This window comes from Escherichia sp. WS3063, from assembly GCF_046486595.1.
Classification (GTDB): Bacteria; Pseudomonadota; Gammaproteobacteria; order Enterobacterales; family Enterobacteriaceae; genus Escherichia; species Escherichia coli.
Window position 1 is genome coordinate 236951 of the sequence record NZ_JBJQKY010000001.1, and the last position, 17324, is coordinate 254274.

The window sequence follows — 17324 nt, forward strand, 5'->3', positions numbered from 1 at the left end:
GGTTTACCCTTTGCGATGGCCGTAGACGCGCGGACGCGTGTAGTAATCGATCAGAGGAACCGTGATGTTCGCCAGCAGGACGGCAAAAGCCACGCCGTCAGGATAGCCGCCGAAACTGCGGATCAACCAGACTAATAAGCCCGCCAGCGCGCCGAAAATAAGACGACCACGATTGGTCGTAGAAGCGGTAACCGGGTCAGTCAAAATAAAGAATGCGCCGAGCATGGTCGCTCCAGACAGCAGATGAATTTGCGGTGCTGCCAGTGTTTCTGGTGAGAACAACCAGCCCAACGTTGCGCATAACGCCAGCGTTACTAAGAAGCTGAGGGGAATATGCCAGCGAATCGCTTTCTGCCACAGCAACCATACGCCGCCAGCCAGCCAGGCGAGATTTACCCATTGCCAACCAACGCCCGCCAGCATACCGCTGTAGATCGGATATTGCATAATCTGTTCAACCGAATGACCGGCACGGACAGAGGTTTTAAATGTATCCAGCGGTGTCGCCTGACTAATGCCATCAATACCTAAGCGTAGCGTGTTCATATCACCACCACTGGCGGTATGTCCGCTGAAAATAACCTGTATGGCGTCGATAAAACCAGGGATGTTGACCGCAATTTCATGCGGCGGTAACCAGCTGGTCATCTGCACCGGGAAGGAGATCAGTAAGACCACATAACCAATCATTGCCGGATTAAACGGGTTTTGCCCCAGACCGCCATACAACTGTTTAGCGATGATCACCGCAAACACCGTACCCAGTACGACCATCCACCATGGCGCGAGGGGGGGAATACTTACCGCCAGCAATAAGCCTGTCAGCAATGCTGAGTTATCTTTCAACGTTGCGGCTACCGACTGCTTGCGTAGTTTGAGTACGAGAGCTTCGGCTAACAGAGCACTGACCGACGCCAGCAGGATCTGAACGAGAGTACCCCAACCAAAAAAACACAGTTGCGCTGCGATTCCTGGCACGGCTGCGAGCAACACCAACAGCATAATGCGCGATGTCTGGCGCTGGTTATGGGTATAAGGGGAGCTAGCTATTCTGAATACCATTTAGTCCTCGTTTACAACCTTTTGCTGGGCGGCTTTTTTGGCCTGAACGCGGGCAATAGCCGCGGCAACTGCCGCTTTGCGCGGATCAACCTGTTCTTCTGGTACCGCATTAGCCTGTTGCTGTTCCAGCTTGCGCGCTTTGGCGCGGGCAATAGCCGCTTCGACGGCCGCTTTGCGCGGATCAACCTGTTCTTCTGGTTCTGCGTTAGCCTGTTGCTGTTCCAGCTTGCGCGCTTTGGCACGGGCAATAGCCGCTTCGACGGCAGCTTTGCGCGGATCGACCTGTTGTACTGGCTCGGCATTAGCCTGTTGCTGTGCCAGCTTGCGTGCTTTGGCACGGGCAATCGCGGCTTCGACGGCGGCTTTGCGCGGGTCAACCTTTTCTTCTGGCTCCGCATTAGCCTGTTGCTGCTCAAGCTTGCGCGCTTTGGCGCGGGCGATAGCGGCTTCGACGGCGGCTTTGCGCGGATCGACCTGTTGTTCTGGTTCCGCATTAGCCTGTTGCTGTTCCAGCTTGCGCGCTTTGGCGCGGGCGATAGCGGCTTCAACGGCAGTTTTACGTGGATCAGCAACGGTTGCTGCGTCGTTAGTTTGCTGCAGTTCTGCCTGTTTCGCTCTGGCTTGCGCTTTACGGGCTTCCCGTGCTGCAATAATTGCACTGTTATCCGGGCGTTCGCCCGCTTTAATCACAATAGGCTGTGTAGCCTGGGCCTGTTTCTCTTTCACCCGCGCCAGAGCGGCAGCAATCGCATCTTTATCTTTGGCTGCAGGTTGAACGGCTGCGCTCTTATGTCGTTCAAGGCGAGCCGCTTTTTCGCGCTCAAGGCGAGCCTGGCGCGCTTCGAAACGCGCTTTGGCTTCTGCGGCGCGCTTTTCTTCCTGACGAATAGCCGCAATTTCAGCTTTTTCCTGACGGAAATATTGCACCAGGGGAATATTGCTCGGGCAAACCCACGCGCAAGCCCCACATTCAATGCAGTCGGCAATGTTATGCGTGGTGGCTTTATCGTGTTGCTGACCTTTGCTGAACCAGTACAACTGTTGCGGCAAAAGATCCGCAGGGCAGGCGTCAGCACAGGCACTACAACGGATGCAATTTTGTTCTTCCTGTGGTTCGCCAAGCTCATTGGCAGAGGGAGCCAACAGACAGTTGGTAATCTTTACGACCGGGACATCCAGCCATGGCAAGGTAAAGCCCATTAACGGGCCGCCCATAATCACCATTTGATCGGCAGAGGGGCAGAATCCGGCGTCATTCAATAAATGACGCACGGGCGTCCCCAGCCGTGCCCAGACGTTGCCCGGGCGAGCGATTGCTTCGCCAGTCAGGGTTACGACACGCTCGGTAATCGGCTCGCCATCAATAACGGCACGTTTCACTGCATAAGCAGTGCCGACGTTTTGCATTAATACGCCGATATCGGATGAACGCCCGCCATGTGGAACCTGCTTCCCGGTCAGAATGTAGGTTAATTGTTTAGCACCGCCAGAAGGATATTTGGTTGGAATCACCCGCAGAGAAATATCGTGAGAGTCCGCCAGCACCGCGCGCAGCATGGAAATCGCCTGCGGTTTGTTATCTTCAATGCCGATAAGAATTTCGCGTGGCTGCAGAATATGCGCAAGAATGCGAATACCCTCTACGACCTGAGCCGCGCAATCCTGCATCAAACGGTCATCGGCGGTAATGTACGGCTCGCACTCAGCAGCGTTGATAATCAACGTTTCAATCTTATCTCCGCCACCCTGCAATTTAACGCCTGTCGGGAATCCCGCACCGCCCAGCCCGGCAACACCAAACTGATGAATGCGCTCGATTAACTCTTCGCGACTGCGAGAGCGATAATCGTCCCAGCCGTCGCGCGGGATCCAGCAGTCTTCGCCATCGGCATCAATAATCACGCTTAATTCAGCTAAAGCTGAAGGATGAGCCGTAGAGTGGGGCGCAATAGCCGTAACGGTACCCGAGGTGGGCGCGTGAACCGGCAGCATTTTGCCGCGTCCACGGGTAAGCGGCTGGCCGCGCAGTACTTTATCGCCGACGCTAACGCACAACTCACCTTCAGCACCAATATGTTGTTTCAGTGGTATGACAAAACGCTGCGCCAGTGGTACCTGGCGCAGGGGCGTACCGTTGGACTGGGTTTTCATCTCCGGTGGATGGATGCCGCCGTTGAAATCCCAGATTTTATTTTTTCGGAATGCAGAGAATAACTTAAGCATGGTGTTCCACGGGAATGATACGCACGGGAATGGTGTTCAGATCCCATTTCCAGGAGTCAGGTGTTTCTGCGACCGGTTGCAACGAGATGCAGTGCGTCGGGCACGGGTCAACACATAAATTGCAGCCCGTACAGAGATCACTCATTACCGTATGCATGGCGCGGGTAGCGCCAACGATGGCGTCTACCGGACACGCCTGAATACATTTAGTGCAGCCAATACAGTTATTTTCATCAATAACCGCCACCATCCGCGCTGGCGTTAGCTCTTTCGCTTCGCCATCCAGCGGCTGCGGCTCGACATTAAGCAACTCGGCAATTTTTAGCATCACAGCTTCGCCACCTGGGGCGCAACGGTTGATTTTTTCACCGTTACAGCTGATGGCTTCCGCGTAGGGGCGACAGCCGGGATAACCGCACTGACCACACTGGCTCTGCGGTAAGATTTCGTCAATTTTCTCAACGACCGGATCGTCTTCCACCGCAAAACGGCGGGAGGCATAACCCAGAATGGCGCCAAACGCCAGGCCCAGCAGGCTCACGGCGGCAACGGCAATCCAGATAGCATTCATTACAACTTCACCAAACCACTAAAGCCCATAAAGGCCAGAGACATAAGACCTGCGGTAATTAACGCAATGGCGTTACCGCGAAAAGGTGCCGGGACATCAGCCACAGCAAGGCGTTCGCGGATGGCGGCGAAGAGCACCATCACTAGCGAGAAACCGACTGCGGCGGAAAAACCGTACAGCGCTGACTGCAAGAAATTGTGCCCGAGATTGATATTCAGCAACGCCACGCCGAGCACTGCACAATTGGTGGTGATAAGCGGCAAAAAAATCCCCAGCAGACGGTAAAGCACCGGGCTGGTTTTGCGCACCACCATCTCGGTGAACTGCACAACCACAGCAATCACCAGAATAAACGCCAGGGTGCGCAGGTAAATCAGATTAAGCGGGATCAAAATCCACGTATCGATAAGCCAGGCGCAAATAGACGCCAGCGTCATCACAAACGTTGTAGCCAGCCCCATGCCCATCGCGGTTTCCAGCTTTTTGGAAACCCCCATAAACGGACAGAGACCGAGAAACTTGACCAGTACAAAGTTATTGACCAGTACAGTTCCGACAAACAGTAACAGGTAGTCAGTCATTTTTCGGCCTGAAATAAAAAAGCCGCCTATTATCCGTTAATCCAGAGCAGGCGACAACAGGTTAACTGTAAGGTTATTACGGATTCACAAACGTCGCTTTCACCCGCGACGAGCGTTTAAAATAGGGGACGATCAATGCGGTTGCCAACAAAGTAAACAGTAACTGGCGAACGGCTATGCCATCTTCCACGGGTGAAAAAGCGAACGCTTTTACTGCCAGCAATACGGAAATAAGCAGCCAGATAATATAGTGTTTAGGAACACAACGCCGACGTTTAAAGAAAGCGATGGTCAACCACAGTGTGTAATACCACATGGCGATAGCGGTAATAAAAGAAACGCCCCATAAGATTTGTGTCGTCAGTGCTTGTCCGCCGAGCGTTTGAAATGTTTGCGGAGAAGATAACGCAGCGGTATACAGCAACAACGCCAGCGTCGTACTTAACAGAGCGACTAAAAGCCAGGCCAATGGGCCAAGCAACCAGCCTCCAATACGTTGTGGCGTTGTGGTGGTCATAGGTTCTCCAGAATAGCGACGCAAACAGGCAAATCTAATTTTAGGGGCGTTATTATAAGGCTTTTATAACCGATCGCTACTTTCTTTATTGGACATAGTGCCAGACGGACTTCGGTACCTGGCCGAGGTCAAACAAACGCCCGCCAGAAACCAGCTCTGCGCGGCGGTGATCGGCAGCACGATACATATTGATCAGTTCCTGATCATCCGTCAGAGTGTAATTAAGATGGTCGTAGAGTTTTTCCAGACTTTCGAGTGAACTGATTTTGCGAAATTTTAATAAGTAGTCCTGAACAGTCATAAAAGGTCCATAAAATAATTAATACCAAAGGAGTAGGTATTATTAGTGATGATAAAATTTCACCAAAAGTGAACGCGTGTGTTATTACAATAATAAGAATGCGCTGATGGCAAATATTCAGAGATGAAAAACTGCTCTGAAAAGAGTAACGCGCTTTACTATCCCTGACAATCACCAACAACATCGAACAAGATAATAAATTCCTGGTTTAATATCCGACAAGTGAAAACATGCACCCGGACGGGCAGCATGTCGCTCTACAAGCGCAGAGCTTACTTGTGTTGTACCGTAGTACTCTGTTCAGGTGGCTGATAGTTGTCAATGTGACTCGCCACGCCAAGAAGAATGACTGAAACGACAAGAACGATCCAACCTGTTAATTCAATAAGACGATTCATTACAGCCCACATCTCTGTTGATTGATCCATTAACTTCAGGGGGTAAATGTTACTTAGCAATAATAGCTCCAGCAAGATTTTTACTGAGGTTTTTGCGATATTTAGCTTTTGTCGTTGGAAAAATCGCTATTTTTTTGACTTAAGTTAAACAACATCCCTTATTGCTGGCAGGTTATTAAACTGTTGAGCGAGGGTAAAGGATAGTGTCAAATAGCCATCATACTTCAATGAGAGGCAATGACATGAGCGACAACATCCGTGTTGGGTTGATTGGGTATGGTTATGCGAGCAAAACCTTCCATGCGCCCCTGATTGCGGGCACGCCCGGGCTGGAGCTGGCGGTAATCTCCAGCAGCGATGAAACAAAAGTAAAAGCTGACTGGCCAACGGTTACGGTTGTCTCTGAGCCGAAGCATCTGTTTAACGATCCCAACATAGACCTGATTGTCATTCCTACACCCAACGATACCCATTTTCCGTTAGCCAAAGCGGCGCTTGAGGCGGGTAAACATGTGGTCGTTGATAAACCCTTTACCGTGACACTGTCACAAGCGCGAGAGCTGGAAGCGCTGGCAAAAAGCCTGGGGCGTGTGCTGTCTGTATTCCATAACCGTCGCTGGGATAGCGATTTCCTGACGCTAAAAGGTTTGCTCGCGGAAGGCGTACTGGGTGAAGTTGCTTACTTTGAGTCTCATTTTGACCGCTTCCGTCCGCAGGTGCGCGATCGTTGGCGTGAACAGGGCGGTCCTGGCAGCGGTATCTGGTACGATTTAGCACCGCATCTTCTTGATCAGGCCATTACGCTATTTGGTTTACCGGTCAGCATGACGGTTGATTTGGCACAGTTACGGCCCGGAGCGCAGTCGACCGATTATTTCCACGCCATCTTGTCCTATCCGCAGCGGCGAGTCATTTTACACGGTACAATGCTGGCAGCTGCTGAGTCAGCACGTTATATCGTGCATGGATCCCGAGGCAGTTATGTGAAATATGGCCTCGATCCACAGGAAGAACGTCTGAAAAATGGCGAGCGTCTGCCGCAGGAAGACTGGGGCTACGATATGCGTGATGGCGTACTTACCCGCGTGGAAGGTGAGGAACGTGTCGAAGAAACGCTGTTGACGGTGCCGGGGAATTATCCGGCTTACTATGCGGCTATTCGTGATGCGTTAAATGGCGATGGTGAAAATCCGGTTCCGGCAAGTCAGGCAATCCAGGTAATGGAGTTGATTGAGCTGGGCATCGAATCCGCCAAACATCGCGCGACGCTGTGCCTTGCGTGAAAAGAGGATGGTGCAATTAGCACCATCCTTTTTTGTTACTTCGCAGCGACTTTTTCTCGCAGTGCGCGTTTTTCCTCTGCGCTGAGGAAAGCCATTTCCAGACCATTAATCTGCGCCTGGCGGATTTGCTCGCGGGATAACCCAGCAGCCGGCGCGGCAACGGTATATTCGTGAATGATATCCACTCCCTGTACGCCGGGATCGTCAGTGTTAATGCTGGCACGAATGCCATGCTCAAGGAACATTTTCAGCGGATGTGCCGCCAGCTCTGCCACGGTGCTGGTCTGAATATTGGAGGTCAGACAGGATTCAATACCAATTTGTTGCTCGGCGAGAAAATCCATCAGCGCCCGATCTTCAATGGCTTTTACGCCATGTCCAATACGTTCCGCCCCCAGTTCACGAATCGCCTGCCAGATGCTTTCCGGCCCGGCAGCTTCGCCTGCATGGACGGTAATATGCCAGCCCGCATCACGCGCGCGGTTGAAGTGAGAAAGAAACAGACTTCCCGGGAAACCAAGTTCATCACCGGCTAAATCAAGTGCGGTAATCTGGTCACGGTGGGCTAAAAAGGCCTCCAGCTCTTGCTGACAGGCTGCTTCACCGAAGGTCCGGCTCATAATGCCGATAAGCTTCGCCTGCACACCAAAGGTGCGGCAACCTTCACGTACGCCATCGATCACCGCTTCGACAACACCCGCTACAGGCAGCTGATGTGCCATTGCCATGTAGCCCGGTGAAAAACGCAGCTCGACATAGTGCAGGCCGTTACGGGCTGCATCTTCAATGTTTTCAAATGCCACGCGGCGGCAAGCATCAAGAGAGGCGAGAACTTTAACGCCCCAGTCAAGTTTAGTCAGAAAGCTCACCAGATCGGGTTCGTTGGCAATGACCTGAACGTGGGGAATCAGTGTTTCCAGGGATTGTGCAGGAATCGAGATATTATACTGGCGGCCAAGTTCAAGAATGGTCTGGGGACGAATGTTGCCATCAAGGTGGCGATGGATATCAGTTAATGGCAGGGTGGTATCAATCATGGTCGCACTCTTTTTCTGGATATAAAAGTGCGCACCATTATAAAAACAAAGCAGGGTAAAAATCCACGATTGCGCAACGATTTTTTACGTTGCGCAATTGGGGTTAACGAACAGCGCGGATGGCGTTAATTAATCCAGCAACACCTTTTTCCAGTTTCGAACGCGGGCACCCGGCATTGAGTCGGACAAAACCACGACCTTCTTCACCGTAGGTATATCCCGGCATGATCGCGACCTTTTCTTGCTCGATAAGCGCTTTTTGCAACGCGTTGTCGTCAATGTTCAATGGACGTAGATCAAGCCAGGCCAGATAAGTGGATTGCGGGATCTGCCAGTTGAGTTCAGGAAACGCAGCGTTCATTTTATCTGCGATATACGTCAGGTTATCTTTCAGATAGACGCGTAAGGCATCCAGCCACGGCGCGCCTTGCTGATAGGCGGCGATATGAGCAGTTAACGCCAGTACCGAAGGAGAAGAAAGCCCATCACGTCCTTTCAGTGCCGATAAATAGGCATCGCGGCTACTGCTATTTTCTATAATCCCGTAAGCACCGGTCAGGGCGGGAATATTGAAACTTTTTGATCCCGACGTTAGCAACGCCCAGTCTCCGCGCGCCACATTACACCAGGGAATATGCGGCTGCTCGCCCCAAACCATATCCATATGGATTTCATCGGAAATAACCCGCACACCATGACGCTCGCACAGGTCAGCCATGATCTCCAGCTCATCGCACGTCCACACTTTCCCGGTAGGATTCTGTGGGCTACACAGGAGCATAATTTTACATTCTGGTTTCGCCAGCACGGCTTCCAGCTTGCCCATATCGCAAAACCAGCCGTCAGCCTGCTTCTCTAAAGCAACGGGCATTACTGTGCGCTGGTTACCTTCAATGGCCTTGTAAAATGCGTCATAGGCGGGTGTGTGGATCACCACGCCTTCACCTGTTTCAGACCACTGACGAATCAGTTCTGAAACCATATAGATAACAGAAGGGCCATACACCACCGACTGAGGATCGATGGCGGTGTAATGCTGGGTGGAAAACCAGTGGGCAATAGCCGCGAGAAACTCATCGTTTTTCCAGCGGCTGTAGCCAAACACGCCGTGCATCAGACGCTGATTCAGCGCCTCGATAATGCAGGGGGCAGTGGCAAAATCCATGTCTGAAATCGTGAACGGTAACAGGTCAGCAGTGCCGAAACGGTCGGCGACATAATCCCACTGCGTACACCATGTGCCATGACGATCCACGACCTTTGAAAAATCGAACATATCTTATCCTTATGCCTGGACAGTATGCATCAGACCGGCCATTTCATCTTTTACTGACTGAACTTGTGGCCCGATAACAACCTGCAGGTTATGTTGATTAAGTTGTACTACGCCAATTGCCCGATTGTCCTTCAGTGCCTGCACATTAACAAGCGACATATCTTTCACAGACAAACGCAGACGGGTAATGCAGTTATCGAGGCTGACAATATTGTCGGCACCGCCTAAGGCTTCGAGGATTGCTGGAACGTTGTAACCTGATTTACCCGGCGCACCGGCAACGGCTTTTTCGATTGAACTGGCAACTTCACTATCGCGCCCCGGGGTTTTCAGATTGAAGCGGGTGATAGCGAAACGGAAGATGACGTAGTAAACGACAAACCATATTGCCGCCACTACTGGCACCATGTACCACTTGGTTGACAGACCATGCAAAATACCGAACACCACAAAGTCGATGATATTGCCGTCGGTATTACCGATGGTGACGCCGAGCACAGACATGACGGTGAAGCCGAGGCCGGTTAACAGCGCGTGGATGACATACAGAACTGGCGCTACGAACAGGAACAGGAATTCCAGCGGTTCGGTCGTGCCGCCAACGACACAGGCGATCAGGCCAGAAATCAGCAGACCTTTAATTTTATGGCGATTTTCCGGGCGCGCACAGTGATACATAGCTAACGCTGCACCTGGCAGACCGCCGAGAAACGCAGGCATTTTACCTTGCGAAAGGAAACGCGTGGCGCTTTCAGAAAAACCGTGAGTGGTCGGGCAATTCAATTGCGCCTGGAAGATGGTCAGTGCACCGCTGACGGTTTGACCGCAGACTTCTTGCGTGCCGCCTGCGTCGGTAAAGCGAATTAATGCCACCAGAATGTGATGTAGACCAAACGGCAACAGCAGACGTTCACCGGTACCAAACAGCATCGGTCCGAAATCACCCGCGCTGTTGATCATATGGCCTAAGCCGCTAATACCCATGGCGAAAATTGGCCAGACTAATGGAATCACCAGGCCGACAAGACCCATCACCAGCGAGGAGATGATTGGTACGAAGCGCGTGCCGCCGAAGAATGCCAGCGCATCTGGCAGGCGGATATTATGGAATCGCTCATGCAGCATCCAGACGATAATACCGGCGATCACCGCACCGAGGATCCCGGTGTCGATCGACTGGATCCCAAGAATGCTCTGGATGTTATTGGCTTTCAGAACCGCGGCGTCCGTGGTTGGCAGAATGCCTTTATTGGTCAACCAGAAGTTTACCGCGAGGTTCATTACCGCATAACCGACGAAGCCAGCGAATGCCGCTACGCCTTTGTTTTCGCGTGCCAGACCCAGCGGGATGGCGATACAGAACATGACTGGCAGGAAACTAAAAGCAAACGAGCCAATCTTACTCATCCAGGTAAAGATAGCCTGCAACACGGGGTTGCCCAGGACCGGGATCAGGGTGATGACATCATGGCTGCTAAGAGAACTACCAATGCCGAGCATAATGCCGCAGAACGACAATAATGCCACGGGTAACATAAAGGTTTTGCCTAACTGCTGGAAGAACTCCCACAGCGTGACTTTCGGTGCTGTTTTCGCCGTCATAAAACGACTCCTCGTAGAGAACAATCTGGATTCAGTAAATTGCGCAAGAAGATAAAACGTTTTATCAAATTTTAGTGAGGCATAAATCACATTACACAACGATAATAGCGGGTATAAGATAAATAAAAGGTAAAACGTTTTATCTGTCACATAATCAGGGAGTAGGTCATCTGCATGGCTACCGCCAAAAAAATAACCATTCATGATGTTGCGCTGGCTGCGGGCGTGTCGGTAAGTACCGTTTCGCTGGTGCTAAGTGGCAAAGGGCGAATCTCTACCGCCACAGGAGAACGCGTTAACGCCGCCATTGAAGAGCTGGGATTTGTGCGCAATCGTCAGGCGTCGGCGCTGCGCGGCGGGCAAAGCGGCGTCATTGGTTTGATCGTCCGTGATTTATCTGCGCCGTTTTACGCCGAATTAACGGCCGGATTGACGGAAGCTCTGGAAGCGCAGGGACGGATGGTTTTTTTGCTTCACGGCGGTAAAGACGGCGAGCAGCTGGCACAGCGGTTTTCACTGTTACTGAATCAGGGGGTCGATGGTGTTGTCATTGCCGGGGCTGCAGGAAGCAGCGATGACCTGCGACGGATGGCAGAAGAAAAAGCTATCCCGGTGATTTTCGCTTCCCGTGCCAGTTATCTTGATGATGTTGATACGGTTCGCCCGGACAACATGCAGGCAGCACAGTTGTTAACGGAGCATCTCATTCGCAATGGGCATCAGCGTATCGCCTGGCTGGGAGGGCAAAGTTCCTCATTAACCCGGGCAGAGCGGGTGGGGGGCTATTGTGCAACTCTACTAAAATTTGGCCTGCCGTTTCACAGCGATTGGGTGCTGGAGTGCACTTCCAGCCAGAAGCAAGCCGCGGAAGCTATCACGGCGCTTTTACGTCATAACCCGACCATCAGCGCCGTGGTTTGCTATAACGAAACTATTGCGATGGGGGCATGGTTTGGTTTGCTGAAAGCAGGGCGGCAAAGCGGGGAAAGCGGAGTCGATCGTTACTTTGAACAACAGGTTTCGTTGGCGGCATTTGCCGATGCAACGCCAACCACACTTGATGATATACCTGTTACCTGGGCCAGCACGCCAGCGCGGGAACTTGGTACCACACTTGCGGATCGCATGATGCAAAAAATCACCCATGAAGAGACGCATTCACGCAATCTTATTATTCCCGCCCGGCTCATTGCGGCTAAATAATCCTCTCTTTATCTGCTATACCTGGTAGTGTCCTTTCCTCAAGGTTAATGATAAAAAATGTGGCACACAGGCGGTGCCTTTTATTTTTACTGAAGTTCACAGGAGGTTTATGTGTTTAATTCTGACAACCTGAGACTCGACGGAAAATGCGCCATCATCACAGGTGCGGGTGCAGGTATTGGTAAAGAAATTGCCATTACATTCGCGACAGCTGGCGCATCTGTGGTGGTCAGTGATATTAATGCCGATGCAGCTAATCATGTTGTAGACGAAATTCAACAACTGGGTGGTCAGGCATTTGCCTGGCGTTGTGATATTACTTCCGAACAGGAACTCTCTGCACTGGCAGACTTTGCCGTCAGTAAGCTGGGTAAAGTTGATATTCTGGTTAACAACGCCGGTGGCGGTGGTCCTAAACCATTTGATATGCCAATGGCAGATTTTCGCCGTGCTTATGAACTGAATGTGTTTTCTTTTTTCCATCTGTCACAACTTGTTGCGCCAGAAATGAAAAAAAATGGCGGTGGCGTTATTCTGACTATCACTTCTATGGCGGCAGAAAATAAAAATATAAACATGACTTCCTATGCATCATCTAAAGCTGCGGCCAGTCATCTGGTCAGAAATATGGCATTTGACCTGGGTGAAAAAAATATTCGGGTAAATGGCATTGCGCCGGGGGCAATATTAACCGATGCCCTGAAATCCGTTATTACACCAGAAATTGAACAAAAAATGTTACAACACACGCCGATCAGACGTCTGGGCCAACCGCAAGATATTGCTAACGCGGCGCTGTTCCTTTGCTCGCCTGCAGCCAGCTGGGTAAGCGGACAAATTCTCACGGTCTCCGGTGGTGGGGTACAGGAGCTCAATTAATACACTAACGGACCGGTAAACAGCCGTATGTGTTGTTTACCGGGATAAACTCATCAACGTCTCAGCTAAATAACTGGCAGCCAAATTACGGCTATTGGTTAACCAATTTCCGAGTGAAAAGTATACGAATAGAGTGTGCCTTCGCACTATTCAACAGCAATGATAGGCGCTCACCTGACAACGCGGTAAACTAGTTATTCACGCTAACTATAATGGTTTTATGATGGATAACATGCAGACTGAAGCACAACCGACACGGACCCGGATCCTCAATGCTGCCAGAGAGATTTTTTCAGAAAATGGATTTCACAGTGCCTCGATGAAAGCCATCTGTAAATCTTGCGCCATTAGTCCCGGGACGCTCTATCACCATTTCATCTCCAAAGAAGCCCTGATTCAGGCGATTATCTTACAGGACCAGGAGAGGGCACTGGCCCGTTTCCGGGAACCGATTGAAGGGATTCATTTCGTTGACTATATGGTCGAGTCTATTGTCTCTCTCACCCATGAAGCCTTTGGGCAACGGGCGCTGGTGGTCGAAATTATGGCGGAAGGGATGCGCAACCCACAGGTCGCCGCCATGCTTAAAAATAAGCATATGACGATCACGGAATTTGTTGCCCAGCGGATGCGTGATGCCCAGCAAAAAGGCGAGATAAGCCCAGATATCAACACGGCAATGACTTCACGTTTACTGCTGGATCTGACCTACGGTGTACTGGCCGATATCGAAGCGGAAGATCTGGCGCGTGAAGCGTCGTTTGCTCAGGGATTACGCGCGATGATTGGCGGTATATTAACCGCATCCTGATCCTCTCTCTCTTTCCGCGGGCTGGTGACAACTGAGCCCGCGTTTCATATCGTAATTTCTCTGTGCAAAAATCATCCTCCCCGGGATCGGAGAATCCCACCTAAATATTCATCGTAACAATATATCATGAGGGTTTATCGTTCCCAATATGTTCGAACGAACGTTCGATTGCTTATTTTGTGGCTTATGTCAACGCTGTTTTAAAGATTAATGCGATCAATATCACGCTGTGGGTATTGCAGTTTTTGGTTTTTTGATCGCGGTGTCAGTTCTTTTTATTTCCATTTCTCTTCCGTGGGTTTCTCACAGATAACTGTGTGCAACACAGAATTGGTTAACTAATCAGATTAAAGGTTGACCAGTATTTTTATCTTAATGAGGAGTCCCTTATGTTACGTCCTGTAGAAACCCCAACCCGTGAAATCAAAAAACTCGACGGCCTGTGGGCATTCAGTCTGGATCGCGAAAACTGTGGAATTGATCAGCGTTGGTGGGAAAGCGCGTTACAAGAAAGCCGGGCAATTGCTGTGCCGGGCAGTTTTAACGATCAGTTCGCCGATGCAGATATTCGTAATTATGTGGGCAACGTCTGGTATCAGCGCGAAGTCTTTATACCGAAAGGTTGGGCGGGCCAGCGTATTGTACTGCGTTTCGATGCGGTCACTCATTACGGCAAAGTGTGGGTAAATAATCAGGAAGTGATGGAGCATCAGGGCGGCTATACGCCATTTGAAGCCGATGTCACGCCGTATGTTATTGCCGGGAAAAGTGTACGTATCACCGTTTGTGTGAACAACGAACTGAACTGGCAGACTATCCCGCCGGGAATGGTGATTACCGACGAAAACGGCAAGAAAAAGCAGTCTTACTTTCATGATTTCTTTAACTACGCCGGGATCCATCGCAGCGTAATGCTCTACACCACGCCGAATACCTGGGTGGACGATATCACCGTGGTGACGCATGTCGCGCAAGACTGTAACCACGCGTCTGTTGACTGGCAGGTGGTAGCAAATGGTGATGTCAGCGTTGAACTGCGTGATGCGGATCAACAGGTGGTTGCAACTGGACAAGGCACTAGCGGGACTTTGCAAGTGGTGAATCCGCACCTCTGGCAACCAGGTGAAGGTTATCTCTATGAACTGTGCGTCACAGCCAAAAGCCAGACAGAGTGTGATATCTACCCGCTGCGCGTCGGTATCCGGTCAGTGGCAGTGAAGGGCGAACAGTTCCTGATCAACCACAAACCGTTCTACTTTACTGGCTTTGGTCGTCATGAAGATGCGGATTTGCGCGGCAAAGGATTCGATAACGTGCTGATGGTGCACGATCACGCATTAATGGACTGGATTGGGGCCAACTCCTACCGTACCTCGCATTACCCTTACGCTGAAGAGATGCTCGACTGGGCAGATGAACATGGCATCGTGGTGATTGATGAAACTGCTGCTGTCGGCTTTAACCTCTCTTTAGGCATTGGTTTCGAAGCGGGCAACAAGCCGAAAGAACTGTACAGCGAAGAGGCAGTCAACGGAGAAACCCAGCAGGCGCACTTACAGGCGATTAAAGAGCTGATTGCGCGTGACAAAAACCACCCAAGCGTGGTGATGTGGAGTATTGCCAACGAACCGGATACCCGTCCGCAAGGTGCACGGGAATATTTCGCGCCACTGGCGGAAGCAACGCGTAAACTCGACCCGACGCGTCCGATCACCTGCGTCAATGTAATGTTCTGCGACGCTCACACCGATACCATCAGCGATCTCTTTGATGTGCTGTGCCTGAACCGTTATTACGGTTGGTATGTCCAAAGCGGCGATTTGGAAACGGCAGAGAAGGTACTGGAAAAAGAATTGCTGGCCTGGCAGGAGAAACTGCATCAGCCGATTATCATCACCGAATACGGCGTGGATACGTTAGCCGGGCTGCACTCAATGTACACCGACATGTGGAGTGAAGAGTATCAGTGTGCATGGCTGGATATGTATCACCGCGTCTTTGATCGCGTCAGCGCCGTCGTCGGTGAACAGGTATGGAATTTCGCCGATTTTGCGACCTCGCAAGGCATATTGCGCGTTGGCGGTAACAAGAAAGGGATCTTCACCCGCGACCGCAAACCGAAGTCGGCGGCTTTTCTGCTGCAAAAACGCTGGACTGGCATGAACTTCGGTGAAAAACCGCAGCAGGGAGGCAAACAATGAATCAACAACTCTCCTGGCGCACCATCGTCGGCTACAGCCTCGGTGACGTCGCCAATAACTTCGCCTTCGCAATGGGGGCGCTCTTCCTGTTGAGTTACTACACCGACGTCGCTGGCGTCGGTGCCGCTGCGGCGGGCACCATGCTGTTACTGGTGCGGGTATTCGATGCCTTCGCCGATGTCTTTGCCGGACGAGTGGTGGACAGTGTGAATACCCGTTGGGGAAAATTCCGCCCGTTTTTACTCTTCGGTACTGCGCCGTTAATGATCTTCAGCGTGCTGGTATTCTGGGTACCGACCGACTGGAGCCATAGCAGCAAAGTTGTGTATGCATATTTGACCTACATGGGACTCGGGCTTTGCTACAGCCTGGTGAATATTCCTTATGGTTCACTTGCTACCGCGATGACCCAACAACCACAATCCCGCGCCCGTCTGGGCGCGGCTCGCGGGATTGCCGCGTCATTGACCTTTGTCTGCCTGGCATTTCTGATAGGACCGAGCATTAAGAACTCCAGCCCGGAAGAGATGGTGTCGGTATACCATTTCTGGACGATTGTGCTGGCGATTGCCGGAATGGTGCTTTACTTCATCTGCTTCAAATCGACGCGTGAGAATGTGGTACGTATCGTGGCGCAGCCGTCATTGAAGATCAGTCTGCAAACCCTGAAACGGAATCGCCCGCTGTTTATGTTGTGCATCGGTGCGCTGTGTGTGCTGATTTCGACCTTCGCGGTCAGCGCCTCGTCGTTGTTCTACGTGCGCTATGTGTTAAATGACACCGGGCTGTTCACTGTGCTGGTACTGGTGCAAAACCTGGTCGGTACTGTGGCATCGGCACCGCTGGTGCCGGGGATGGTCGCGAGGATCGGTAAAAAGAATACCTTCCTGATTGGCGCTTTGCTGGGAACCTGCGGTTATCTGCTGTTCTTCTGGGTTTCCGTCTGGTCACTGCCAGTGGCGTTGGTTGCGTTGGCCATCGCTTCAATTGGTCAGGGCGTTACAATGACCGTGATGTGGGCACTGGAAGCTGATACTGTAGAATACGGTGAATACCTGACCGGCGTGCGAATAGAAGGGCTCACCTATTCACTATTCTCATTTACCCGTAAATGCGGTCAGGCAATCGGAGGTTCAATTCCTGCCTTTATTTTGGGATTAAGCGGATATATTGCCAATCAGGTGCAAACGCCGGAAGTTATTATGGGCATCCGCACATCAATTGCCTTAGTACCTTGCGGATTTATGCTGCTGGCATTCGTCATTATCTGGTTTTATCCGCTCACGGATAAAAAATTCAAAGAAATCGTTGTTGAAATTGATAATCGTAAAAAAGTGCAGCAGCAATTAATCAGCGATATCACTAATTAATATTCAATA

At 51.2% G+C, this 17324-nt stretch carries 16 protein-coding genes; 6 read left to right on the forward strand and 10 right to left on the reverse strand.

Going from position 1 to position 17324, the window contains the following annotated elements:
- Window positions 1-3 precede the first annotated feature (3 nt).
- The 7 genes from rsxD to blr all read right to left on the reverse strand — a co-directional run bounded on the left by rsxD (window position 4) and on the right by blr (window position 5653).
- Entirely contained in the window at window positions 4-1062 is a 1059-nt protein-coding gene (gene rsxD / locus ACJHYW_RS01205) for an electron transport complex subunit RsxD (RefSeq protein ID WP_000231903.1), read from the reverse strand.
- Complete coding sequence (rsxC, locus tag ACJHYW_RS01210; protein ID WP_061092689.1) at window positions 1063-3285, reverse strand: electron transport complex subunit RsxC; 2223 nt, start codon at window positions 3283-3285, stop codon at window positions 1063-1065.
- Entirely contained in the window at window positions 3278-3856 is a 579-nt protein-coding gene (gene rsxB, locus ACJHYW_RS01215; protein ID WP_000991801.1) for an electron transport complex subunit RsxB, read from the reverse strand. Before rsxB ends, rsxC begins: the two co-directional genes overlap by 8 nt.
- A complete protein-coding gene (rsxA, locus tag ACJHYW_RS01220) occupies window positions 3856-4437 on the reverse strand; it encodes an electron transport complex subunit RsxA (protein WP_000133193.1) in 582 nt (193 codons plus the stop codon). Before rsxA ends, rsxB begins: the two co-directional genes overlap by 1 nt.
- Before the next feature lie 76 nt (window positions 4438-4513).
- Window positions 4514-4954 (reverse strand): DUF2569 domain-containing protein, encoded by a 441-nt coding sequence (locus ACJHYW_RS01225; RefSeq protein WP_000214176.1) that lies wholly within the window; start codon window positions 4952-4954, stop codon window positions 4514-4516.
- 85 nt (window positions 4955-5039) lie between these two features.
- Window positions 5040-5255 (reverse strand): transcription modulator YdgT, encoded by a 216-nt coding sequence (ydgT, locus tag ACJHYW_RS01230; RefSeq protein ID WP_000217950.1) that lies wholly within the window; start codon window positions 5253-5255, stop codon window positions 5040-5042.
- Between the two features lie 272 nt (window positions 5256-5527).
- Window positions 5528-5653, reverse strand: a complete 126-nt coding sequence (gene blr, locus ACJHYW_RS01235) for a division septum protein Blr (protein ID WP_001296096.1) — start codon at window positions 5651-5653, stop codon at window positions 5528-5530.
- Window positions 5654-5895: 242 nt separating this feature from the next.
- On the opposite strand from blr, the gene ACJHYW_RS01240 reads away from it, so the two are divergent.
- Window positions 5896-6936: an oxidoreductase gene (locus ACJHYW_RS01240; protein WP_001282537.1), complete on the forward strand. Its 1041-nt coding sequence runs from the start codon at window positions 5896-5898 to the stop codon at window positions 6934-6936.
- Between the two features lie 35 nt (window positions 6937-6971).
- Here ACJHYW_RS01240 and add read toward each other — a convergent pair whose 3' ends face one another.
- From add to malX, 3 genes are all read right to left on the reverse strand, one after another.
- Window positions 6972-7973 carry an adenosine deaminase gene (add, locus tag ACJHYW_RS01245; RefSeq protein WP_000567471.1) on the reverse strand — a complete coding sequence of 334 codons (1002 nt, stop codon included), beginning with the start codon at window positions 7971-7973 and terminating at the stop codon, window positions 6972-6974.
- A gap of 103 nt (window positions 7974-8076) precedes the next feature.
- Complete coding sequence (gene malY / locus ACJHYW_RS01250; protein ID WP_000459369.1) at window positions 8077-9249, reverse strand: bifunctional maltose regulon transcriptional repressor/cystathionine beta-lyase MalY; 1173 nt, start codon at window positions 9247-9249, stop codon at window positions 8077-8079.
- Window positions 9250-9258: 9 nt separating this feature from the next.
- The gene (gene malX / locus ACJHYW_RS01255) at window positions 9259-10851 is read right to left on the reverse strand and encodes a PTS maltose transporter subunit IICB (protein WP_000125598.1); all 1593 of its coding nucleotides are present in this window, start codon (window positions 10849-10851) and stop codon (window positions 9259-9261) included.
- 174 nt (window positions 10852-11025) lie between these two features.
- Here malX and malI point away from each other — a divergent pair, with 174 nt between their 5' ends.
- The 5 genes from malI (at window position 11026) to uidB (ending at window position 17315) form a co-directional block, all read left to right on the forward strand.
- Window positions 11026-12054, forward strand: a complete 1029-nt coding sequence (malI, locus tag ACJHYW_RS01260) for a mal regulon transcriptional regulator MalI (protein WP_061092690.1) — start codon at window positions 11026-11028, stop codon at window positions 12052-12054.
- A gap of 111 nt (window positions 12055-12165) precedes the next feature.
- Complete coding sequence (hdhA, locus tag ACJHYW_RS01265) at window positions 12166-12933, forward strand: 7-alpha-hydroxysteroid dehydrogenase (protein WP_000483374.1); 768 nt, start codon at window positions 12166-12168, stop codon at window positions 12931-12933.
- A gap of 220 nt (window positions 12934-13153) precedes the next feature.
- On the forward strand, window positions 13154-13744 hold the full coding sequence (gene uidR / locus ACJHYW_RS01270; RefSeq protein ID WP_000969092.1) for a DNA-binding transcriptional regulator UidR: 591 nt from the start codon (window positions 13154-13156) through the stop codon (window positions 13742-13744).
- Between the two features lie 389 nt (window positions 13745-14133).
- Complete coding sequence (gene uidA, locus ACJHYW_RS01275; RefSeq protein WP_000945913.1) at window positions 14134-15945, forward strand: beta-glucuronidase; 1812 nt, start codon at window positions 14134-14136, stop codon at window positions 15943-15945.
- Entirely contained in the window at window positions 15942-17315 is a 1374-nt protein-coding gene (gene uidB, locus ACJHYW_RS01280; RefSeq protein ID WP_001075893.1) for a glucuronide transporter, read from the forward strand. Before uidA ends, uidB begins: the two co-directional genes overlap by 4 nt.
- Window positions 17316-17324 lie beyond the last annotated feature (9 nt).